This is a genomic window from Candidatus Velamenicoccus archaeovorus (genome assembly GCF_004102945.1).
In the GTDB taxonomy this organism is placed as follows: Bacteria; Omnitrophota; Gorgyraeia; order Velamenicoccales; family Velamenicoccaceae; genus Velamenicoccus; species Velamenicoccus archaeovorus.
This window is the reverse complement of the sequence record NZ_CP019384.1, coordinates 951403-974928: the sequence shown is the minus strand read 5'-3', so window position 1 is coordinate 974928 and position 23526 is coordinate 951403. Positions and strand designations below refer to the sequence as shown.

At 44.4% G+C, this 23526-nt stretch carries 19 protein-coding genes; all 19 read left to right on the top strand.

Annotated features, from left to right (window positions below; genetic code table 11):
* The 19 genes from BU251_RS04325 to BU251_RS04235 all read left to right on the top strand — a co-directional run bounded on the left by BU251_RS04325 (position 1) and on the right by BU251_RS04235 (position 23502).
* Positions 1–1410 (top strand): undecaprenyl-phosphate glucose phosphotransferase, encoded by a 1410-nt coding sequence (locus BU251_RS04325; RefSeq protein WP_128699668.1) that lies wholly within the window; start codon positions 1–3, stop codon positions 1408–1410.
* Positions 1411–1439: 29 nt separating this feature from the next.
* A complete protein-coding gene (locus tag BU251_RS04320) occupies positions 1440–2438 on the top strand; it encodes a GDP-mannose 4,6-dehydratase (protein ID WP_128699667.1) in 999 nt (332 codons plus the stop codon).
* Positions 2407–3732 (top strand): lipopolysaccharide biosynthesis protein RfbH, encoded by a 1326-nt coding sequence (gene rfbH, locus BU251_RS04315; RefSeq protein ID WP_128699666.1) that lies wholly within the window; start codon positions 2407–2409, stop codon positions 3730–3732. The genes BU251_RS04320 and rfbH overlap by 32 nt, the downstream gene beginning before the upstream one ends.
* A 2-nt stretch (positions 3733–3734) precedes the next feature.
* On the top strand, positions 3735–4712 hold the full coding sequence (locus BU251_RS04310) for a glycosyltransferase family 2 protein (protein ID WP_128699665.1): 978 nt from the start codon (positions 3735–3737) through the stop codon (positions 4710–4712).
* Positions 4709–5524: a glucose-1-phosphate cytidylyltransferase gene (gene rfbF, locus BU251_RS04305; RefSeq protein WP_228767846.1), complete on the top strand. Its 816-nt coding sequence runs from the start codon at positions 4709–4711 to the stop codon at positions 5522–5524. Before BU251_RS04310 ends, rfbF begins: the two co-directional genes overlap by 4 nt.
* Positions 5500–6492: an NAD-dependent epimerase/dehydratase family protein gene (locus BU251_RS04300; RefSeq protein WP_128699664.1), complete on the top strand. Its 993-nt coding sequence runs from the start codon at positions 5500–5502 to the stop codon at positions 6490–6492. Before rfbF ends, BU251_RS04300 begins: the two co-directional genes overlap by 25 nt.
* A complete protein-coding gene (locus BU251_RS04295; protein WP_128699663.1) occupies positions 6470–8260 on the top strand; it encodes a glycosyltransferase family protein in 1791 nt (596 codons plus the stop codon). Before BU251_RS04300 ends, BU251_RS04295 begins: the two co-directional genes overlap by 23 nt.
* A gap of 170 nt (positions 8261–8430) precedes the next feature.
* Positions 8431–9546, top strand: coding sequence for a radical SAM protein (locus BU251_RS04290; protein WP_128699662.1), 1116 nt, complete (start codon positions 8431–8433; stop codon positions 9544–9546).
* 29 nt (positions 9547–9575) lie between these two features.
* Positions 9576–10766: a radical SAM protein gene (locus BU251_RS04285; protein ID WP_128699661.1), complete on the top strand. Its 1191-nt coding sequence runs from the start codon at positions 9576–9578 to the stop codon at positions 10764–10766.
* 88 nt (positions 10767–10854) lie between these two features.
* Complete coding sequence (locus tag BU251_RS04280; RefSeq protein WP_164908863.1) at positions 10855–12315, top strand: B12-binding domain-containing radical SAM protein; 1461 nt, start codon at positions 10855–10857, stop codon at positions 12313–12315.
* A gap of 28 nt (positions 12316–12343) precedes the next feature.
* Positions 12344–13834: a flippase gene (locus BU251_RS04275; RefSeq protein WP_128699659.1), complete on the top strand. Its 1491-nt coding sequence runs from the start codon at positions 12344–12346 to the stop codon at positions 13832–13834.
* Between the two features lie 9 nt (positions 13835–13843).
* Entirely contained in the window at positions 13844–14887 is a 1044-nt protein-coding gene (locus tag BU251_RS04270) for a glycoside hydrolase family 130 protein (protein WP_128699658.1), read from the top strand.
* A 12-nt stretch (positions 14888–14899) separates the two neighbouring features.
* On the top strand, positions 14900–15883 hold the full coding sequence (locus BU251_RS04265) for a class I SAM-dependent methyltransferase (RefSeq protein ID WP_128699657.1): 984 nt from the start codon (positions 14900–14902) through the stop codon (positions 15881–15883).
* A gap of 19 nt (positions 15884–15902) precedes the next feature.
* Positions 15903–17078 carry a glycosyltransferase family 4 protein gene (locus tag BU251_RS04260; RefSeq protein ID WP_128699656.1) on the top strand — a complete coding sequence of 392 codons (1176 nt, stop codon included), beginning with the start codon at positions 15903–15905 and terminating at the stop codon, positions 17076–17078.
* Entirely contained in the window at positions 17075–18115 is a 1041-nt protein-coding gene (locus BU251_RS04255; protein ID WP_128699655.1) for an NAD-dependent epimerase/dehydratase family protein, read from the top strand. Before BU251_RS04260 ends, BU251_RS04255 begins: the two co-directional genes overlap by 4 nt.
* Complete coding sequence (locus BU251_RS04250; RefSeq protein ID WP_128700957.1) at positions 18115–18843, top strand: sugar phosphate nucleotidyltransferase; 729 nt, start codon at positions 18115–18117, stop codon at positions 18841–18843. Before BU251_RS04255 ends, BU251_RS04250 begins: the two co-directional genes overlap by 1 nt.
* Positions 18844–18852: 9 nt before the next feature.
* Positions 18853–20796 carry a hypothetical protein gene (locus BU251_RS04245; protein WP_128699654.1) on the top strand — a complete coding sequence of 648 codons (1944 nt, stop codon included), beginning with the start codon at positions 18853–18855 and terminating at the stop codon, positions 20794–20796.
* 31 nt (positions 20797–20827) lie between these two features.
* On the top strand, positions 20828–22243 hold the full coding sequence (locus BU251_RS04240; protein WP_228767845.1) for a B12-binding domain-containing radical SAM protein: 1416 nt from the start codon (positions 20828–20830) through the stop codon (positions 22241–22243).
* Positions 22240–23502 (top strand): O-antigen ligase family protein, encoded by a 1263-nt coding sequence (locus tag BU251_RS04235; RefSeq protein WP_128699652.1) that lies wholly within the window; start codon positions 22240–22242, stop codon positions 23500–23502. Before BU251_RS04240 ends, BU251_RS04235 begins: the two co-directional genes overlap by 4 nt.
* The last annotated feature ends 24 nt before the right edge of the window (positions 23503–23526 follow it).

Below are 23526 nucleotides of genomic sequence, written 5' to 3'. Positions count from 1 at the left end.
ATGCTGAAGAAACACGCGCAGATACTGATCGGTTGCATCAGATTCACGGATGTCATCCTGGCGATGGCCGCCTGGCTTTTGTCCTATGTCTTGCGTTTTAGGACTGGATGGTTTCTGCCTGCCGATGTGCCACCGATACGTTATTATTTCTTTGTCCTGCCTGTCGTTGCCGTCGTCTGGCCCGTGGTCTTTGACATTTTTCAGATGTATACCCCTAAAAGAAACATATCTCTCTGGCAGGAATTTTTCCAGATCATTAAAGCAACGTTTATGGCGATTCTGGTTCTTTTGTCCTTGAGCTTTTTTTACAGGGACCACGTTTATTCACGCTTGGTTTTCGTATTGTTTTTCTTACTGAGCCTTTGTCTTATTTTTCTTGACCGCATCCTTCTGCGTAAACTCCTCAGGTTCTTGCGCGTCCGTGGCTACAATTTAAAGCATGTCTTGATCGTCGGGGCAGGGGAGACAGGCCAAAGACTTGCCCAAAAGATCGCAGACAGCACTTGGACCGGTTTTTCTCTTATAGGCTGGATTGACGATTATTTGAAGCCCGGCGACACCATTTGCGGAAAGGAAATCCTCGGTAATTGCGCCATGACCGGCGAAATAATCGATCGCTATAAGATCGAGCAGGTTTTTATTGCCTTGCCGATCCGGGCCTATCAGAGGCTCGCCTACTTGTTAAAAAAACTTGAGCAGGAAACCGTTGATGTGCGCATCGCTCCGAATATCTACCAGGCCCTGACGCTCAATGCCAGCATTGAGGATTTTGACGGTATGCCCATCATTAACTTGACGGAGAGCCCTATTTATGGATGGAACAGGGTCCTCAAGCGTATTTTTGATATCGTCGTTTCCGCCTTCGCCCTGGTCTTGACTGCGCCCCTGATGGCTGTCCTTACGGCTTTGGTCAGGATGTCTTCGCCCGGACCCGTTTTTTTCAGGCAAAAGCGATACGGCATTGCCGGTAAGGAATTCTATGTTTATAAGTTACGAAGCATGGTGGTAACAGAACAGGACGTCGCTGATAAATTGCAGGCCAAGAGGGAGGACGGACGCATTACTCCTGTCGGTCGTTTTTTGAGGCGCACCAGCCTTGATGAGTTACCGCAGCTCTACAATGTCCTGCGGGGACAGATGTCCATTGTCGGGCCGCGTCCGCACCCGCTGTATCTCGATGAAAAACATAGACTCCTTCTTGAAACATATATGTGGCGGTATAAAGTCAAGCCCGGCATCACCGGTTGGGCGCAGGTGAATGGCTGGCGGGGAGAGACGGATACGCTGGAAAAAATGAAGAAACGGATCGAACACGACATCTATTACATCGAGCACTGGTCTCTCTGGTTCGATCTGAAGATTCTCTGGTTAACTGTCTGGAAAGGACTATTGAACAAGAACGCTTATTGAGAGTCCGAGCGGATTAAAAAGAGGTGCCTATGCATTGGAATAAAGAGCAGGTTTTCATCACGGGTTGCACCGGTTTATTGGGTTCATGGCTGACTCAAGAACTATTGTTAAAAGGAGCCAGGATAGTCGGTTTGGTGAGGGATTTTGTGCCGGAATCAAAGATTTTTACCGATGGCCTTTCATCCCAAATAACCATTGTGCGTGGGTGTGTCGAGGACTATTCTCTAGTGGAACGGATCCTCAATGAATATGAAATCACGCTTGTTTTTCACCTCGCCGCCCAGACAATTGTCGGCACAGCCAATCAGAGTCCTTTGTCTACCTTTGAATCCAACATCAAGGGGACGTGGTCGCTTTTAGAAGCCTGTCGGCATCACCGGCACGTCAGGCGGATCATCGTAGCATCCAGCGACAAGGCCTATGGGGACCACGGTGGTTTGTCGTACGGCGAAGAGACGCCGCTGGCTGGAAGGAATCCGTATGATGTATCCAAAAGCTGTGCGGATCTGATTGCCCAGATGTACCACCACCATTACAAATTGCCTGTTTGTGTGACGCGTTGCGGCAACCTGTTTGGGGGCGGCGACGTGAATTATAATCGTCTCGTTCCAGGGACCATACGTGCGGCTTATCTGGGTGAAAGGCCTGTCATTAGAAGCGACGGGGAATACGTGAGGGATTATTTCTATGTCAAGGATGCTGCCAGGGCTTACATCCATTTAGCCGAGAAAATGGGAAGCAAAGCCGTTGTGGGACAGGCCTTTAATTTCGGCAATGAGACAAAGATCAAAGTCAAAGAACTTGTGAGAGTTATTCTTGATCTTATGGGGCGAAAGGATTTGAAGCCGCTTATTCTAAATACAGCCAGAGGTGAGATCGTCAATCAGAGTCTTCGCGCGACCAAAGCGGGAAGGCTGTTGGAGTGGAAGTCCCTTTATTCATTGAAGGACGGATTGAAAGAGACTATCGATTGGTACACGTCATACTGGATGCGTCATGACCTTTCAAGAAAAAAAGCTACGCGCTAAAATTTTCAAGCTGGTCAAGGATATCTACCGGCTTAGGGTGCGCAAGAAGCACTTTGTGCCCGGCCAGACACACATTCCATATGCGGGCCGTGTCTATGATGAAAAAGAGATGATCGCCCTTGTAGATTGTTCTCTTGATTTTTGGCTTACGCTGGGCAGATACGGCGATCGGTTTGCCAAGGATATATCTGCCTATTTGAAATGCCGCTACGCCGTATTGACGAACTCGGGATCTTCGGCGAATCTATTGGCTGTTTCAGCCCTGACATCTCCTTTATTGAAAGAGAGGCGGCTGAAACCCGGAGATGAAGTTCTGACTCTCGCGGCCTCTTTTCCAACGACCGTCGCCCCTATTATTCAGAACCGGCTTGTTCCGGTTTTCGTTGATGTGGCTCTGGGAACTTATAATGTCGATCCTGGCTTGCTCGAGAAGGCTATCGGCAAAAAGACGCGTGCGATCATTATGGCACACACGCTCGGCAATCCTTTTGATCTGGCAGCCGTCATGCGGATCGCCAGAAAACACGGGCTATTTCTGATAGAAGACGCGTGCGATGCCTTGGGGGCTACTTACAGGGATAAGCCTGTCGGGACCTTCGGCGACATGGGGACTTTAAGTTTTTATCCTGCGCATCACATCACCACAGGCGAAGGCGGGGCTGTCGTCACTAATGATGGGTTATTCAAGAGGATACTTGAGTCTCTGCGTGACTGGGGCAGAGATTGTTGGTGTGCACCCGGACAGGATAATACCTGCGGTTGCCGCTTTGGCTGGAAAATGGGGTCGTTGCCGAAAGGGTATGACCACAAATACATCTATTCCCATCTTGGATATAATCTTAAGCCCGTTGATATGGCTGCCGCGGTCGGCGTTGCACAACTCAAGAAGTTGCCCGGATTTGTACGCTTGAGACAGAAAAATTTTAGATTGCTTCATGAAGCATTAAGACAATATGAAGAGTATCTGATTTTGCCGCAGGTAACGAAGGGATCTCGGCCAAGCTGGTTTGGTTTCCTGATTGGCGTCAAAAAAACGGCTCCTTTCACGAAAGACGAACTCGTCGCCCATCTTGAGAAAAACCGCATTGCGACCAGGCCGTTGTTTGCGGGAAACATTCTCCGTCACCCGGCTTTTGAAGGCGTGCGCCACAGGGTTTTCAGGAGCCTCAAAAATACTGATTTTGTTATGAACCGGGTTTTTTGGATTGGCGTTTACCCTGGGCTTGACAACAAAATGATCCGATATATCAAGGAATCTTTCTCTGTTTTCATGGCGCCTTTTAAAAAGGGGTAACCATGCGTAAAATCCAGTTTCTGAGTATCGTTGTACCCTGTCACAATGAAAAAGAGGTTCTGGATGCAACTCATCGCCGGCTCCTGCATGTCTGCGAAGGATTGCGTCAATCCAAAAAATGCTCGCAGTTTGAAATTGTTTATGTCGACAACGGTTCAACGGATCAGACGCTTGAAGTCCTGCAACACATCTTTGAGTCAGACAAACACGTCAGAATTATTGCTCTGAGGCGTAATTTCGGTTACCAAGGGTCTCTTTCGGCCGGGTTATTTTATGCTAACGGAGATGCGGTTATCACGATTGATGCCGATCTTCAGGATTCTCCGGAAAAGATAGAAGAAATGGTCGCATATTATGAAAAGGGATACGACCTGGTCTTGGGAGTCAGAGAGGACAGAAAGGCCGACAGTTTGTTTAAACGGTGGTTTTCCCAATCCTACTATAAGTGTTTGCAAGCCATGGGTGTCGAAATCGTTTACAATCACGGCGATTTCAGGCTCATGTCGAAGGAATTGGTAAAGGAGTTTAATGGCCTTCCGGAACGAAACAGGTTTATCCGGGCTATGATACTGCAGCTGGAAAGCAGATACGCTGTTGTTTATTATCGGAGGGAACCACGGAGAGACGGCGTCACAAAATTCAATATCACGTCGCTTTTTTCTTTGGCATTTTCCGGGATTGTTTCATTTACGTACGTTCCTTTGAGAATGGCTTCAATTCTTGGCGGAGTTTTATGCGTCTTTTCCATCGGTGGAGTTATCTGGGTTTTGTATGTCAAAATGGTCCATGATCAGGTGCCCGGTTGGGCCTCGACGCTGTTGCCGATGCTGATTTTGGGCGGCTTTCAATTGTTTTTTCTCGGTCTTATTGGGGAATATATCGGTAGGCTCTATATGGAAGTTAAGCATCGCCCCCTATTTGTCGTCCGCAGCGAATTTAATCATGGAGGCGGCTCTTTTCAAGAGAGGATGGACATATGAATAAAATGCCCAAAATTTCCGAATTTCCTGTGGTGATCCTAGCGGGTGGATTTGGGACCCGTATGAGAGAGCAGACTGAATTTATCCCCAAGCCGATGGTAACGATCGGCGACCGACCCATTCTTTGGCATATCATGAAGATATATGCGCATTATGGTTTTCGTCGCTTTATTATCTGTTTGGGCTATAAGGGGGACATTATTAAAGAGTTTTTTTATCATTATCGTATCCACAATTGCGATTTTACAGTGAAACTTGGCAGCCACGAAGATATCATGATTCATAGCACTCACGATGAAGAGGATTGGGAGGTAACGCTAGTCCAAACGGGTCTTACGGCTATGACAGGCGCGCGCATCAAACGTGTCCAGCCGTATCTGTCAGGCATCGACACTTTCCTGTTGACATATGGAGATGGCGTCGCGGATATCAATCTCGGGGAACTGTTGGAATTCCATTTTAAGCATAGAAAGATTGCAACAATAACGGGTGTAAGGCCCCCGGCAAGATTCGGCGAGTTGGTTGTAAAAAATCATCGCATCAGCCGGTTCAGCGAGAAACCCCAGATATCCAGCGGTTTTATCAACGGCGGTTTTTTTGTCTTTTCCAAGAAAGTTTTTAAATATTTGTCGGGTGCCGATACGTGTACCCTCGAAAAAGAAGTACTTGAGAACCTCACTCGGGATCGTGAACTTATGATGTATGAGCATCGCGGTTTCTGGCAATGCATGGATACCTTGCGCAATATGGACCTTCTTAATCAGTATTGGCGTGAGGGCCGAGCTCTATGGAAAATCTGGAAAGACGCATGAGTTCATTACTGAAAGGACGTGTCGTTTTTGTGACGGGCGCCGACGGCTTTATCGGCAGCCATTTGACGCAACGTCTCATAGAAGACGGCGCAAAGGTCCATGTTTTTTTAAAAAAGGGCGCAAACCATACGCGTCTGAAAGATGTCGTCTCGCGCCTTGCTGTATGGGAAGGAGATATCCGGAATTTCCGAAAAGTCGTCTCATGTCTTAAGAAAATAAAACCCGCATTCATTTATCATTTGGCCGCATTGCGTAATGCGGCCAGACAGCCGGAATTGATTGAGGAGATGATGGATGTCAACGTCAGGGGAACGGTCAGCCTTCTTACTGCCGCTCTGGAGGCACTGCCGCGTTTGAAATGCTTCATCAATACCGGGACATGTGAAGAATACGGCAATGGCCCCGTGCCTTTTCGTGAGCGTCAGCGTGAAACCCCCGTATCTCCTTATTCCGCCAGCAAGGTGGCCGCGACCTATTATGGTCAAATGATGTTTTCATCCTTCGGCCTCCCCGTAATGACATTAAGGCCCTTTTTGACATATGGACCTCAACAGGACAAGGATATGTTTATTCCCGCATTGATCGCCCACTGTCTGGAACGTAGAGATTTTCCGATGACGGAGGGCGACCAAACACGAGAATTTAACTACGTCAGTGACGTGGTAGATGCTTTTATATGCGCAGCGCGCAGATTCGGGATTTGCCTCGGCGAGGTCATCAATGTCGGCAACGGCCGCGAATATACAATTTTCGATGTCGCACAAAAAGTTGTTAAACTCGTGGGGAATCCTATCTCTTTGCTGAAAGGAGCTATCCCTAAACGGGCCGGAGAGGCTATCAGGTTTTTCAGTGATAACAAGAAGGCTCACATCCTTTTGCGGTGGCGGCCACGGGTAGGTTTGGATGAGGGTCTGAAAAAGACGATCGCGTGGTATCGAAAGAATCGTGGGGATCATGCAGGCATTTGAGTCACAAAAACGTAGTTTTCCCGCCATATTCATACGCGGCGAATATTTTTTTGTAGCTTTGTTTTTTGTTTTGCTTTGGGGCGCCATCCTTGGCGGAAGCGGTTCTTTGTTTTCCGATTATCATTTGGCCGATGACAATGAGATTCTTAGTGTCCAGGAAGATCTTTCAATGAACACGTGGGGAAGCGTATTTACGAAGTGGTTTAGGAAAGATTTGAATGGAAGTCATCGATTCAGACCTTTTTATTTCATTCATAGAGTTTTGTTGACGAAATGGCTCGGCGCAAACTTCACGACGTGGCTGTTTTACGCAGGAGTTCTAGCCGTCTTAACGTCATTCTTACTTTATTACGGATGTCGGTTGACATCATTTTCATGGCTCGATTCTATTCTTTTTGTTTTACTGACTCTACTGGGACCCCAAGCCGTCGTTTGGTGGTCCTTAGGTCCTAACGAGAATATCGCCATGTTACTTCTGGCGGCCTCTTGGGTCTGTATGCTTTTTGCCATTCGCCATCCTCGATACAAATTTTGTTTTCGGAGTACCATGGTCGTTTTCGTCATTCTTTCAGCTTTATCAAAAGAAAGCTTCATCTTGATGATTCCTGCCTTTGTTTATTTGATGGCTTGGTCTTATCGTCTCCACAATGGAACTTCATGGCAAAAAGCATGGATAGCAAATTTTTGGGCCGTTCTTATTCTCTTAATCTTTACAATTTCGGTTTTGTTGATCATCGGAGCCAGCGTAGGATTCGGTGGTTATGGTGCGCAAGGTGGCGGGATTAGTCATTTCGACCTGTCGTTATTCATCAGAGCGGCTATCACGGCCATCGATGTTAGTCTTTCATTTTCTACGATTGGCGCAGGATTGGTCATTTTACTTTGTGCGTTTTTGTTTTTATTTTTTTCTTCAAAAAGAATTGATCGAAGTTTTACCACAAATGCAGTGCCTTCGTTGATTCTATTCGGACTTATCATCGTGCCACAGTTTATGATCTATGCTCGCTGCGGTATCTTTGGTCGGTATATCTTGCCACTCATGTTAGGTTATGCAGGGCTTCTGATATCTTTCCTAGAATTTCTACGAAAAGATGACAGTCGTTTTTCTTTTGAAAGAAAAAACTTGATTAAGATTCTTCTGACTTCCGTAGTGGTTTTTGTTTTGATAGGATATTTGTTCATAAGTCGAAGTTTTTTTGAAAAAATGGATTTTTTACTATTCAAACGTTTTTCTGCTGTAGCCATAGTCATTGTCATGGGAATCTTTATGGCCATTCTTTATTGGGCCGTTTGTGCCACACGACGTAACAAACATGGCTTCTCTTTATATCGATTCGGATTTTGGCTTACTGTGTGTCTTGTTGTTTATAAACTGATGCTGTCATTTGTAGGCGCTAGGGCTTTCGCACAGGAAGGGAGGGAAAACAAGGCTTTGTTCTCATTTTTAGAGGAACACACAGGACCGCAAGATAACATCATGGTCATTAACGATGAAAAAAACTTTAGAGGCGAAGCGGCTTTTGCTATTAAGGAATTCCTGAGAATAAAATGTGGGAGGCCGCAGACATCTTTTTTTGTTCCTCCGACTTTTACTGGAATATGCCCGCAGCATCAAGATGATAAGACTCTGTCTGGCTCGGCCTCTTGTGTCGTTATTTTTAGTATTCATGAAAACGGCATTTTGCAGTGTCCTCCCGCTTGGTTCAAAAGAAAAGAATATGAACGAATTCAAATTGGTTCTTTCATAGTGTATTTTCTCGCAAAGTGAAACATGTCCACCATTTTTTATGTCTTTAGCTAAGGAAAGTTTTATACTCGCCTTACCTGCCATGAGCTTCTAGTATTTATGGCTGCATAAGGAACAGAAAGATGTCCTTAGGAAAATTGGTTATGTATAGCCGATTCAAATCTTCCCACTATAAAAATAAGGAGTAGCCAATGAAATTATGGAATTATATTAAAGAAGAGGCCATTAGCAATTGTCGCAATATGGGATATATTCTTTTTCGCAGGAGGGACCTTAAGCAATTACGAAGCTATATTTTTGCTCGAGCCACCGTTGCCAATGTTGGTCCGGGACTCCCACATATTTTTTATAAGCGCTGGCCGAAGTTAGCGCCCTATCCAAGGGAAATCGAAGTTGAAATTACAACTCGCTGCCATTTAAAGTGCATCCATTGCGAACATACTTATTGGAGTGAAGAAAATCGAGATCTGAGCTTTGACGAATACAAGCATATCCTTAGTCAATTTCCGGGATTGTGGTGGATCAATACGACAGGAGAAGGTTCTTCTTTCCTCAATAAGGACTTTATACGGATTTTGGAATACACAAAGAAGAAGGGGGTTTTTGTAAAATTTGTAGAAAGTTTTACAAACCTTAAAAGAGATGAAATGGAAGCTGTTATAAAATTGGGGGTTGAGCGGATTTACTGTTCTATGGAAGGCGCCACTGCAAAAACATATGAAGAGATACGCCGCGGTGCCTCATTTAATAAAGTCCTAGAGAACCTTAAGATATTTGACGACTTAAAAAAGAAATACCAATCTCCATTGCCGGAAATTTCATTTCGTTATGTTATCATGGGAAACAATTATCAAGAGCTGCCTGATTTTATTCGTTTGATCAAGAAGCTGAATGTCAGCAATACTATTAATATCGTGGGGACCTTGGATTTTAAAGAAATACAACATCTATCTATAAAAAAACGTGATGATTATTTAAAAGAACTTAATCGTATCGCAGATGAATGCGATATCGACATTCCGCTAGGAGACACGATCATGCAGCCACCAATTACCCAGTGTTCGTGCTGGGTGCAACCTTACATTATGATGGGAGGATATGTCATGCCGTGTTGCGGTGTAATGATGGCTAATCGCAGAGATTTTTTAAGGAAGAACTGCCTCGGTAATATTTTTGAAAAACCCTTCACAGAAATCTGGAATTCACCACGATACAAAGCTCTTCGAAATGGAGTTCCTCAAAAAACCGGCACCTTAGATCCGATGTGTATTGGATGTCGTTCTTTTAACACATTAGGACGGGTATGAAATTGATGTAACCATAAGGTTAAAACGGCATGAACAATAAAGACAAAAATTTTGACCGATATCGGGGAAGCGGGATTTTTCGGCAGGTTAAAAAATATTTTGGTTTTGATGCTGCTTCCGCAGTCAAAGTTAGATATCTTTTAGCCCCCCTAAGGTTGTCTAACGTGGCTAAATATTTGATTTTTCGTAATAGACATCCAGAAAATGTTCCCTACTTTCCTATTACTCTCATGGTAGAAGTTAGCACGGTTTGTAACTTGCGGTGTCCTGGTTGTGAACGCGTGCTCTACCAAACCGATCCCGCTCTTGGTGGTCTTCCCAAAAGCAATGTTTCTCTTAAAAACCTTAAAAAGCTCGGGCATATTTTGCCATATATTTACAGCACTTATTTTGTCGGTGGGTTAGGAGAACCTTTCCTTAACCCGGAATTCTGGGACATCCATCATTTTTTTAAGTCTTTCGGCATTAAAACAGGATATTTTACGAATGCCAGTCTGATTGACGAGAATAAGATCAAGACGACTTTTCGGGAAGGGGTGGATAGCGTTTTGATTTCAGTGGATTCCCATTCCCGGCAACGTTATGAAGACATCAAAAAAGGTAGCTCTTTCGACAAGGCTGTCGAGGGCATCCGTTTGTTTTCCCGGTATAGGGCCGCTTATAAGCGACAAGCCTTTCAACTTGGCCTTAATTTTATCTTTAGAAGCGATAATTACGGTGACATCCTTGACTATCTCGATTTTGCCAAAGACCTGGGAATTGATTTTATCAATGCTAGCGGATTTATCGTCCATGTTAAAAAAGAAAAGGATAATAATATATTTGAGATAAACAATGAAGTTAAAGAACAATTATTTAATCAAGCTCACCAGAAAGCCCGTAGGTTAGGAATCCGCTTAAGATTGCCTAATATTAAGCCATTCAGAAATTGCTTGTGTTATCATCTTTGGCACGGCGTTTGTATCTTCTATAATGGCGATGTGTGCGCTTGCCCCTTTTTCAGAACAAGGCGACCCTTTTATTTTCACGCAGACAATGACAAAGTTTTTTATGAAGAACGCATGTATGAAAATACGGTCCTTGGAAACTATCTAAATCAGGATTTTCTTACGCAGATATGGAATGGCCCGCGGGCAAAGGAATTGCGACGCAGCGAATTGGTCGGAGACAAAACAATCAATCCATGTGCTTTCTGCTATTATAAATATGACCTACACTGATAGATTAATCGATATCGTTTTGGTTAGCCCGCCTACGAGAGCTAGCTCACCCATCGTCCCATTCCCTTGTATTTATTTGGCGTCTTATTTGCGACTGAAAGGATTTGATTGTTGTATTGTAGATATTAAGGACGCTGGAAAACAAACGCATATACGCAAGATTGAGCAAGAAACGGTCAGTCAAATTTTAGCTGCCAACTCTTCTTTTGTCGGTTTTACTTGTTTAAGTGCTGAATATTCCTGTGTTTTACGCATGGCTTTAGATTTGAGGAAGCAGGGATATAAAGGAATAGTGATAGTAGGGGGACACCACCCGACATTTTACCCAGGCGATTTTCTTTATCCTCAAAGTCCTTTTGATTTTGTAGTGCTTGGGGAAGGCGAAGAGACACTCGTGGAGCTACTACAGGTTCTTAAGCTCGGTGGACAGGTACACAAAGTCCCAGGGATTGCCTATTATAGAGATGAAGTCGTTATGACGTCAAAAAGAGCCGTTCTTGAAGACCTTGGCATTTTGCCAATGCCTTCCTATGACCTTTTAAATATGGATTTCTATCTCCAGCCGCGGACAAGCATTATCCGTTATAGTATATTTGCTGGAATAGATGTTCAAACGACGCGCGGATGCCCTTGTCAGTGTACTTATTGCGGAAATCCGTCGCTATGGGCGGTTCATACCTACAAGAAACGCTTTCGATGTCGGCCTATACCCAATGTTCTTGATGAGCTAGAATTTCTTTATAACCGCTACCGCATCGATAGTTTTTTTGTTAACGATGACTCTTTTACGGTTTCGGAACAGCGTGTTCGCGACTTTTGCGATGGATTAGTTCATCGAAAACTTGATTCTCTTGTCTGGGGCATGCAAACACGAGTCAACATTTTTACAGAAAAGATGGCACAGATGGTCGCCAGCAGTGGGTGTATACAAGTGGAGTTTGGGGTTGAAAGTGGCTCCGAACGAATCCTAAAATTGATGAAGAAAGGGATAACTCTTAACCAGATTCATAACGCTTATGCTATTTGTAAAAAATACAAGTTAAGAACTTTTGCAAATTTTATGATCAATACGCCGACTGAAACCGAAGAAGATCTTAAAGCAACGATCGCATTAGCTCGTGCGATCAAAGCTACTCATTACGGTTTTTTTGTTACAGTTCCATTGCCAGGAACGATGATTTATCAAGAATATGTGCATCCTCCTTTAAAAAAAGATGAATATGATGTCTATCTTGGAAGTCAGCCTTATAAACGAATTATTGATCCACGCTTCAAATTGAATCACCACCGTCGAAATATCTCTTTTTTGGCTGCTTTTCTGTACGCTCAGTTTACGGCCATACCACTTTATGCAGATCCATTTTTTTCTTTTTTTCGTTATTTTAGAAACTATACTAAATCAGTGCATAGAAAACAGTACCTTAAGGCGGTGTGGACTATTACTTTTTATCGATTTTTCAAACATTTTCTTACTTTTTTGCTGTTACTTGCTTCGGCGACTAAAGATCTTTCCCGCCGTTTCTCGAATCGTGCCGCCAGAATGACTTGATGGCTGTGAGACTGTTGAATTATAGCATATGAATACAAAGAAGGAATTAGAAAAAGAATCTGTGTATGCCGAGGATGGATTAGTGCCTTATCCTATGGCACATAAAGCATTCGTGATTCAAAAAAAACACATATTCTCTAACTTGTTTTGGTTATTTTCTGGAAATGCCTTGGCTGCGATATGTTTTTTTGTAGCAATGGTTCAAGCCGCCAGAATTTTGGGACCGGAAGGTTTTGGCATCGTTGCTTTTGCAGAAATCGTTTTTATGTTTTTTTGGAATCTCAGTAATATGGGTTTGACTTTTCTTGGTGCAAGAAATGTTGCACGATCAATACATGACCGGACCAATTTCTACGTCAATCGGGTAATATCTCTCCGACTTCTATTGTCTTTTTTTAGTCTATGCGTTCTTGCTGTATTTTTATATTTGCTCCATGAACCCTTTTTCGTGAAATCGATTACTTTTGTGTATGGTCTGGCCTTAATTCCTGCCGCTCTATTTCTGGACTGGTATTTTCAGGGTCTAGAAAAAATGGCTTTTGTCGCATTAGCGGTTTTTTTACGCGCCTTTCTTTTTATGATCGGGATTTTCCTTTTTGTGAGAGAAAACCAGCAGCTACTTATCTTCACTTTAATATTTAATATTTCGTGGCTTTGTTCAACATTTTCCTTGTTTATACTCTACAGAAATAGATTTGGCTCCCTCGCTATTGTATGGGATAAGAAATTTTTTCGCAAGACTCTTCGAGACACAGCTCCTCTGGGTTTAAGTCTCCTGATGGCTTGGGTTATCCATTATTTTGATTCAATGTTGTTATTTTTATGGAAAGGGGGGAGTGCAGCCGGTTTGTATAACGCTGCTTACCGACCGATCATTTTGATGATAACTGCATTGACGGTTTACTTTAACGCGTTACTCCCGATCATGTCAAAAGCTGCGCATGAATCATCTCACGCGATGAAAGCGGTGATCTATTGGACAATTCTCACGGGGTTTTTTTTGTTTTTTCCAATCGCTGTTTTAGGAACTTATTGGGCGACTCCTTTGATGATTTTAATTTATGGCCAAGCATTCACTTTGAGCGGTCCTGTTTTTGCAGTTCTTATTTGGTGGCCTCTGTTGATGTTATTGGCTCTAGTGTATTCCCGTTGTCTTTTGTGTTATGATCAACAAGGTCTGATCGGAAAAATTGCTGTGATGACTGCGCTGGCGAATGTCGTTTTAAACTTGATTTTGGTGCCATTTTTGTCGATCAAGGGAGCTGCTTTTGCAAAAGTTGCTGCAGATATTTTGACTTTCTTTTTTTATTTTTATTCCACTAAAAACTTTTTTCCATTTCGGCTTCAAAAAGTGCTGAAGACTTTGGGGTTTTTTGTATTGGGGATGCTGTTTTTATTATTTTTTCCATGGAAATGGCATTGTTATTCTTTAGTGGTGACGGGGCTACTTTTGTATTCAATTATCATCCTTTGTTTGCATGGAATAGTTTTTAAAAAATATCTTCTAGGGGATTTTTGAGGATTTAACTTGAAGTTAGCATCGTTTCTAGGAGGCCAATGGAACAGACACCCTACTCCTGTGCTAGACGTAGGAGGAAAGGGTGCTTGGGATGATTTGATGGTGGATTGTCCTTTTGTTTTTCGCCCCCCAGGAAAAGATGCCTTTTTATTCTACACTGGGCGTAGCACGAAGTCCAATCTCTGGGGAATTGGATTGGCGTATTCTAGAGATTTGATACATTGGATGAAATATCCAGGAAACCCTGTCATATCCTCAAAACATCAGGGGGTTTTGAACCATAATATCGATGCTGTTGCGTGGCTGTCTTATCATAACAATGATTATCTTTTTTTTGAAGCTGTCGAGAAACATGTGAATGGGTTGATGAAGCATTGGGTAAATTGTTGTCCATATTCTTTACAAAGAATAGCTGGGAGTGTTTATAGAAAATTGTATAGATCGCTATCTAAGACCTCCTCTCAGGTCATTCAACATGCAAAGGGAAGGGCTATAGGCATTGCTATCTCCAGGAACAAGATTCATTGGCAATTTGAAACCAGCAATCCTGTTTTTGCGGTTGGTCATAAGCACTCCTGGGATTCTTGCGGAGTCTTCTCACCCTGTGTGCTAAAATTTGGTGAACAGTTTTTTCTGTTTTACGGAGGTTCTGATGGGAAAAAAGTGAGAACGGGGCTTGCCGTTTCAAGAGATCTTTTTTCCTGGCGTAGAAATAGCGAGCCCATTCTTCAACCCGGTTGTCAGGGTGGATGGGATGAAAGTAGTGCTTTAATTGTTAGCATCCTCCCCTTAGAGGATAGCTATGTCGCGTTCTATGAAGGTCAAAATCGTTTTAATGAATATGGAATCGGCTTAGCTTTTTCCCAAGATCTCATAAAATGGGAAAAATACATTGATAATCCCATTCTAACCAAAGGATCTGAAGAGGGGTATGACTCAAAGGTTGTTAACTCGCCGCATGTTTTTATGGATAGTGGACAGGTTTATCTTTTTTATGGTGCCAAGGATTTAAAAAAGAAAGGGCGCTGTCTAATGGCCCGACTCGCTTTATAAAGGAGCGTTTCTATGGTTTATATCCGATGCGATCTTTGTCAGAGCGATCGCTATATTACTATTGAAGCAATGGGACGATTCAGACACCCTGTGACAAATGTCGTCTGTTGCCAATGCGGACTTGTTTTTCAGAATCCGCGTTTAGAGAATGGGGAGTTAAACTCATTTTATGCTAATCATTTTTCAGAAGATCTTTATGGCTTAATAGGCGCCGATTTAATGTCCGTCATAGACGGACACCGTTTTAATTATATCCGTAACTATATTAAAGAAAATTTTTCAGAGTACGATCCTAGAAGGATGAAAATTTTAGAAATCGGATGTGGCCATGGTGGATTAATGAAGCTTTTGGAGAAAGACGGCTATTGTGTAGAAGGAATAGAACCTTCTATCTCATTATGCAAGTCTTCCTGTGACAAAGGATTAAAAGTTTATAATTGCTTTTTAGAAGATTTTGTCTCACGCCATCGTTTTGATCTTGTTTTAGCTTTTCATGTTATAGAGCATACTTCTTCAGCAGTGACCTTCATGAAAAAAATTAACTCTCTTTTAGATGACAAAGGAAGGGTTGTGATTGAAACTCCTGACGTCTGGCATCTTTACGGTGATCCTCACACAGGAAGAGATTATCTATTTCGGAAGGATCATACTTTTACTTTTTCTGAAAATTCTCTTGGTTTTTTAGCTTCCCTTACTGGATTTAATTCACGACCTATCAAGCGACTAACACCGAGGCATATCTGGTTTGAATTCAACCGGGAGGAATCAACTCAGAGGCAAACGCCTTTACTGCAAGATCGCTATGAGGATATCGTCTGTCACGTTTTTAATTATCGGGCTCATTTTAGTTGGCGACAAAGAATTTTAACAACCGAGCGCCTGATCATTCTCCAAAGTTTAATTTTAAAACTTGTTGGGCAAAAAGGGTTGAAAAATATAAAAGCTTTTTTAAGAAAAATCGGTATCTATCGACTCATCGAAAAAATACGCTCTTAGTTTTGGGTGCACTGGATCTATGAAAATTTTGTTAGTTCATCCACAGATGTCATTTTACGGCGGTGCCGAAACCGTCGTCATTCACCTGGCGAATGAACTAAGAAACTCGGGGCAAAACGTGAGTATCTTGACTTTGTCTGTCTGCGATGAAGTCAGGCGTGCGTGTGCGGACATTCCTTTCTATCTGCCGCCGGAGCCCGTGATGCCGGCCCTTCATCACAAGAATCTCGCAGATGGCATCGCCGACTTTATGAAACAGATTTTTCTCTTAAGGGACTTGATCAAAATACATCTGAGCAAAGCCGATGTTGTCCATATTCATAATTTTCCCGCGACGTGGGCCTGCGCCTTGGCCGGGGTGCGCGATGCCGTCTGGATGTGTAACGAGCCTCCCGACTCATGGAATACATTATCCCGTTCACCGTTGCATGCGCTTTTAAATTCTGTCGGGGCGCATATCGACGGTTACCTTGTCCGCAGAACGGCAAAAAGGATATGCGGCGCAGATCGCATCAATGCCGACCGTATCAAGAAAAGATACCGGCATCGGGTGGACATCGTTCCCTACGGCATTGATTTTGATTTTTTTTCCAGGCCTCCTGTTGACAGACAAAGCATTTTGCATAAATACGGGCTTTCAGGCCACTTCGTTATAACTCAGGTCGGTACAGTTACTGTACAAAAGAACCAATTAGAGAGCATTAAGGCCTTATTTTCTGTCAAAAAGGTGTTTGCGCAGACCTGTCTGGTTCTGGCCGGCCCGGAAAACCAGGATTATAGACGGGAACTTGATTCTTTTATCGACGCACACGGCTTAAAAGACAGCGTCTTCTTTTTGGGACCTCTGGCAAGGAAAGATATTGTCGAGCTCTACCACGTCAGCGACCTTGCGCTTTTTCCTGTTAAAACGCAGGGAGGATGGCTTGCTCCGTTTGAAGCACTTTGCGCTGGTACTCCAGTCATCGTTTCAGAGACTATGGGTGCGTCGGATCTTATTAAAACCCATGATCTCGGAATAGTCACCAATGATTATGCCGAGGCTGTCATGGAAATTTATCAAAACAGAAAGAGTTATGCAGAGAAGGCCAGGATTTCCCGCGAATGGGTCGAAAAGAACCTGACATGGGAGAATTTCGCAAAAGAAAATCTAAGGATATTTACGGAAGTATACCGAGACAAGAAGGGGGTTGTATGAAGGTTTTGGTGACTGGGGGTTGCGGTTTCCTGGGGTCGCATGTCTGTGAATTTTATACCCGTAGAGGAGACAGGGTTATCTCGTACGATAATATGACCAAGCATGAATTGGCCCGGACGGGATTTGCGCAAGATGCGGCACGAAGCTACAACTGGGACCACTTAAAAAAGCTCGGCGTCAAGATGGTGAAAGCCGATATCAGGGATTGTAACGTACTTCTTAAATGGTCCAAGGATTGTGATTACATCATTCATACGGCTGCACAGCCGGCGATGACGATCAGCTGGGAAGATCCGCGCCTCGATATCACGACAAATGTCTTAGGGACGTTTAACGTCCTTGAGGCGGCGAGGGCCCTGAAGATCCCCGTTGCCTGTTGCGCCACCGTCCATGTTTACGGTAATAAGATCAACGATACCCTGAAGGAAGATGCGCATAAATATACAAGAATCCCGGCAGGGATCGACGAGAACCATCCGACCCTGGAAGGCGTTCTGACTCCTTTGCACGCCTCCAAGGGCGCGGGAGACATTTATATCAAGACATATATCGATACCTACCATCTGGAGGCTGCAAGTTTTCGTCTCACAGGCATTTACGGCACACGCCAATTTGGAGGCGAAGACCACGGATGGGTGGCTAATTTTTCCATTCGCAGCGTCCTGGAATGGCCCCTGACGATTTTTGGCACCGGCAAACAGGTTCGCGACATCATATATGCGACAGATGTCTGCGAGGCATTCGACGCATTTTATCGAACAAGAAAACCTGGGATTTATAATATCGGTGGCGGTGAAAAAACAGCCATTTCACTTTTGGAATGCATCGACATTATCGCGGAGATCAATAAACAAAAGCCCTCGGTGCGTTTTGAACCCGGTCGGCACGGAGACTTGCAATATTTTGTCTGTAACATCACAAAGGCACAGGAAAACCTTCGTTGGGAGCCAAAAGTGATGCCGCGGGACGGAATCAAGAAGCTCCTGGATTGGATCAAGGAAAACAAAAAGATATTTCAAAAAGAAGGGCGTCGTTAATGAAAGTTTTGATTTTAGCGGGTGGCCGCGGCAAACGCCTGGGCGACATGTCGCAAGCAATCAATAAATGCATGCTGAAAGTCGCAGGTAAACCCTTAATCGAATACAGCCTGGAATGTGCCTATCAGGCAGGTTTTCGCGAAATCGATATTTTGGTCGGCTACAAGGCTGAAGAGATCAGGACGACGTATGGCTCGTCTTTTCGTTCTATTCCTATCCGATACATCGAACAGGAAGAGCAAAGGGGGGTCGTCCACGCCATCGAGTGCGCCAGAGAAGTACTGGATGGGGAAGACTTTATGCTGATGCTAGGAGATGAGCTGCTCATTAATCCTGCTCATCAAAAGATGGTAAAATATTTTTTTCCCCGCAAGGACCTTTTTGGTCTGTGCGGTTCCGTTAAGGTCGGAGACCGAGAGCTGATCCGCAAAACATATGCCGTGATCTCCGGATCCGACAAAAGGATCGTCCGCCTGATTGAAAAGCCGCAGCATCCGCCCAATGATTGGATGGGCACAGGAAATATCCTCATGAGGGCTGGGATATTTGATTATATCCAAAAGACACCCATCAATCAGCAGCGCGGAGAGCGCGAATTGCCCGATTTGATTCAGTGCGCGGTTGATGACGGCCGGATTGTTGAATCTTTTGTGTTATGCGACCATTATGTCAATGTCAACTCAGCCGAAGAGTTAAAAGCGGCTTCGTCTTATTTCGTTCATCTATAACCTATCACGATGAAACAAATCATAGCCTTTAAGATGAAATTGCTGTATTTGTACGGCGCCCTGCTTTATGCCGTTTTGGCGGTGGTTTTTATTTTTTCGCTGCCCGATATCGCCTTGATGACCAAAAATGCAAATCAGTTCCTAGTAGACGGACAGGTCAAACTATACTGGGGATTGCTTTTCGGTCCTGCTTTTATGCTGTTCTCTCTGTATGCCCTTGGACGTGCTTTGATGTCCAAAAGAGATTTCAAAACAAGCGACTGGATCTTTATGGCTTGGCTTGTTGTAGACATTATCGCCTTATCCGTCGGTGTTCTACGAGGGAACAGCCTGCGCTATCTCCTGAGCGATACGTTTGTTTTTGCCGTCATCCCATTAGCTTATTTTCTTGTTAAAAACCAAATCAAGGATTACGCTCAAGTCAAAAGCTTCTTCTATTTTATGCTGGTCGTTCAGTTTATCATTATTATTTTTCCCGTTGACTGGGGAATTATTCAACCTTACGAATCCGTACCCTTCCGCATAGGCCTGTATGGCTATCACAGCACAGAGGCAGTTGTAACGACATCCTTGATGACTCTCGGGCTTTTGGGCAAACCGTCAAAAAACAGATTTTTATTCCTGGGGTTGTTCGTGATCGCCTTGCTTGTTTCACTGAGCAGGACCAGAACGATTTTCATGATTCAGATATTCTTATCTTTTGTCCTGCTGTTTTTTGTTCATAAAAACAAGTTATTTATCAAAAGAGCTGTCGTAGGCTTCTGCATCATTTCCTTGGGTATCTTTATCACTATGCGCTCGTCCGATCTTTTCAAAAAAGTATATTTTTTCCAAACGCATCATGTATCCATGAAAGCTGGGCAGATGTATTTGTTGGCAAAGGAAATTTTAACTAAACGGTCTACTGACAACAGCCGCTGCAGTAAAAAATCAAAGGGCCCAAGTATTAGTGAAAATAAGCAATTTTTGACGGTTGCGCCGACGACACTCCCAATCAAAATAGAGCATCCAAGATGGACTGTTTATGAAACGGGGGCTTTTGGTAAGGAATCAACAAAATCAAGAATAGGCAGCATTGGTCTATCGCTCAAAAACCAGCGCAACGATGCAGGCCCTTATTATGCACAGTTGCGTATTTCCGATGAATTTGAAAGATTTGCGCTCTCCGGTCACACCTTGACTTTTGGCTGTTGGGTTTATGCTACTGATTCAAGAAAAGTTTATATCGGCATTGTGGACAATGTTAATGGGCACGAGTTTAATTATTCCTCTTACCATTCCGGTTCCGGACGATGGGAATTTTTAACGGTTTCTAAAGTTATACGCAGTAATACTGAGACTGTCAATCTGCAATTGTTCACTCAAGCAGGGAGCATTGCTTTATTCGATGGGGCGATTGTTTTTGATGGTCAGCCAACGGTCAATGAGATGCTTTCTGTTCTTAACGCCGATTCTGATCTGCTTGAGAGATTCCAGACTGATGTCATGAAGGATGTCTCTTTGAATGAGAGATATTTTGAATCAAAAGCGGTTCTCGACAAGTTCAAAAATCAAAACTTTTGGACTTTTCTTTTTGGCTTCGGTAATGGTGCTACAGTCGATCTTTCTCGTACGCCCGATATCACGATGCGGGTCTTCTATAAAGGGATGATTCATGCAGTTCATGCGATCCATTTCCTTCCGTTAGCCCTGCTGTCTCGTCAGGGTGTCATAGGCGTATTGTTTTTTCTTGTTTTTTGTGCCATGATCATCATCAAATTCATCAAGTGGATGCCGTGGTTTAGAAGTGAAGAAGACGATGCCATCATCACCGAGATATTCTTTTTGTCTGTTTTTGTCATTCTGTTGGCCGGTTTTACTGCGACACCGCATTTTTTTTCAAGCATTACTGCAGGATTCAGCATTGGTTTGATTAGTGTTATGGAGCGGCTTAAAGAAGATCACATGCGATGATACATCGTCGCTTAACATATGAAAGATGCCTATGTTTGTTTTGTTGATTAATCCGCCGTGGGAAAAGCCGAGCGACGACAACAGGGCGCGTTTCAAGGTCGTTAGCTGTCTGCCGTCTTTAGGATTAGGATATGTCGCGGCGTCGTTGGAAAAGGCAGGCCTGCAGGTGCGGATTCTTGATCTTAATATTGACCGCATGACCCGCAGGGAGCTTGCGGTTTATTTGGAAAAAATGGACCCTCATCCCCGGTGGTGTGGGATCACATCTGCCGCCACAACGCTTTATGCCGCCCTTGATATTGCGGGGATATGTAAAAAAGCATTCCCGGAAGCCAGGACAGTCCTCGGAGGCGTACAGCCGACTGTGACGCCGGATCTGGTTTTGGCCTGCGAAGATGTCGATTATGTCGTTCGAGGTGAAGGCGAGGAGGCCATGGCGGAGCTGGCCAAGGGGAATCCTTCTGAAAAAACCCTCGGCCTTTCTTTCAGGCAGGGAGGGCGCATCGTGCACAACCCCGATCGTCCGCCGATTGAAAATCTTGATATGATCGCCTTCCCCGCCTACCATCTTTTTTCTATACGCAAATACCATCCCCCCGAGGCCCTTTTTCGCCGCCTGCCGGCTATCAATCTGATCACGTCGAGGGGCTGTCCATTCCGGTGTACCTATTGCGCGACACAGACTATCTGGCCGGGGAAGCTGCGCCTAAGATCCATCGAAAACGTTATCGATGAGCTCAAAATACTGACACAGCGTCACGGAATACGGGAAATCTCATTCTCCGACGATACTCTCGTGACCATCAGGCCCCGTATTGTTCAGTTGTGTGAAGATATTCTTAAAAACAAGATCGACATCACCTGGAGCTGTAATGCGATCGTCAAGTTTATCGACGAGGAAGTACTGGGACTTATGAAAAAAGCGGGGTGCCATCATATATGTTACGGCATCGAGTCTGCCGACGTTCAAATCCTGAAAAACATCAACAAGAACATAGGTCTTGCGGACGCCGAAAGGGCGATCAAATTGACCAAAAAGGCCGGCATCGCCTGCAGAGCGTCTTTTATGTATGGCAACCCAGGCGAGACAGAAGAAAGCATGCGACGGACCCTGGATTTCGCCCTAAAAACGGATCCTGATTTCGCGCTGTTCAACATCACGACACCTTATCCAGGGACGCCGATGTATCAATGGGCCAAACAGAATGATTACCTATTATCCGAAGATTTGTCATTATTTACGGCCTCCAAATGCCTTATGCGCCTTCCGACGGCTTCACCGGAAACCATTGAAGCGGCGACGGCTCATGCCTGGAAAACGTTTTATAAACGACCCCGTTACATGTTAGGGCGGCTGGCCAAGATCCGCAGTTGGTATGATGTTCGGGCTTATGCAAAGGCCTTCATTTCGCTCATGCGATTCGGAAACAAAAAGGCAAGCAAATGAATTTTACCCGCGAGCGGATGATCATATATTGCGATACGGCTTTGGCCGGGCTCCTGTATTTGCTGGTCATTCTGACGCCATTTTCGATAGCCGCTACAAGCATCCTGCCCGCCATCATGGTACTTGTCGTCATTATTAAGAAATCCCTGAAGCCGGATTTTGCAGCATTCAAGGCGCCCGATCTGTTGGTTTTTTATGCCTTTTTGGCTTTTTCGCTTCTGTCTGTAGTCAACAGCGGTCCTTATACAACCAAAACCCTCTCGTTTTTCTTCGGTCGCTGGTTAAAAAATGCATTGATTTTTCTTATGGTACAGGATATTTTAATTAAATATTCCAGGGTTAAAAAAATCGTCTGGTGTTCTTTAGGCACAGGCGTCATATTAAGTCTTGATGGTTTTTTCCAGAAATATTGGGGGTATGATGTTTTCGCGCATCAACCTCTGGTCGATGTCGGCAGGGGGTTATCCGGCATCAGCGCGACCTTCGGAAATTATAACAGTCTCGGCATTGTCCTGGCCGTGCTTCTGCTCTTTGCGATATCTTTGTTGATCCCAAAAAGGTCGTGGGATTGGCCGCGCGCTGTCATGCTTCCGTTGATCGTTCTGTTTGTTTATGGCCTTTACTGGACGTATTCGAGAGGAAGCTGGGTGGCTGTTATCCTTGGAATGCTGGCCATGGTTTTTCTATCAAAGCGCTTCCACATTGCTTTTTTTGTCTTAGCGGCCTTTGTGGGATGTTTATTTCTTTCGCCTCGCGGCTGGGAGCGTTTTCTGTTTATCTTTCAAACAGGCGGCGACCAGGGACGGTATGCCTATTGGAAAATCGCCTGGCACCTCGTTCAGCAACATCCTATTTTGGGAAACGGCCTAGGGACCTTCGGCCCGCGTTTTTTTGCCGAGACCCCCATCTATGGGAAGATGTACGCCCATAATTCTTTTTTGCAGATATGGACGGAGGCCGGCTTCGTGTCGATACTTTCGCTGGTAGTCTTCCTACTTTGGAATTTAGCTAAAAGTATCAGGACATTATGGAAATATTGCGATGCCTATCTCTTGGCTTTATTTTGCGGCATCTTGGGTTGGCTGGTGCGCGCCTTTTTCGACAATGATTTCTATTCGGTTCAGCTCTCGGCATTGTTCTGGTTGCTTCTTGGCACCCTTAGAAGCGCGGAAATCCTTGTGAGGGGCCAACGCGTTAATCCCGTTTGCCAGAATTCCCTGCCCGCTTTGGCGGGCGAGGCTAAGCCCGTGGATGAATGATGGATCGGGACGTCGCCCCACGGG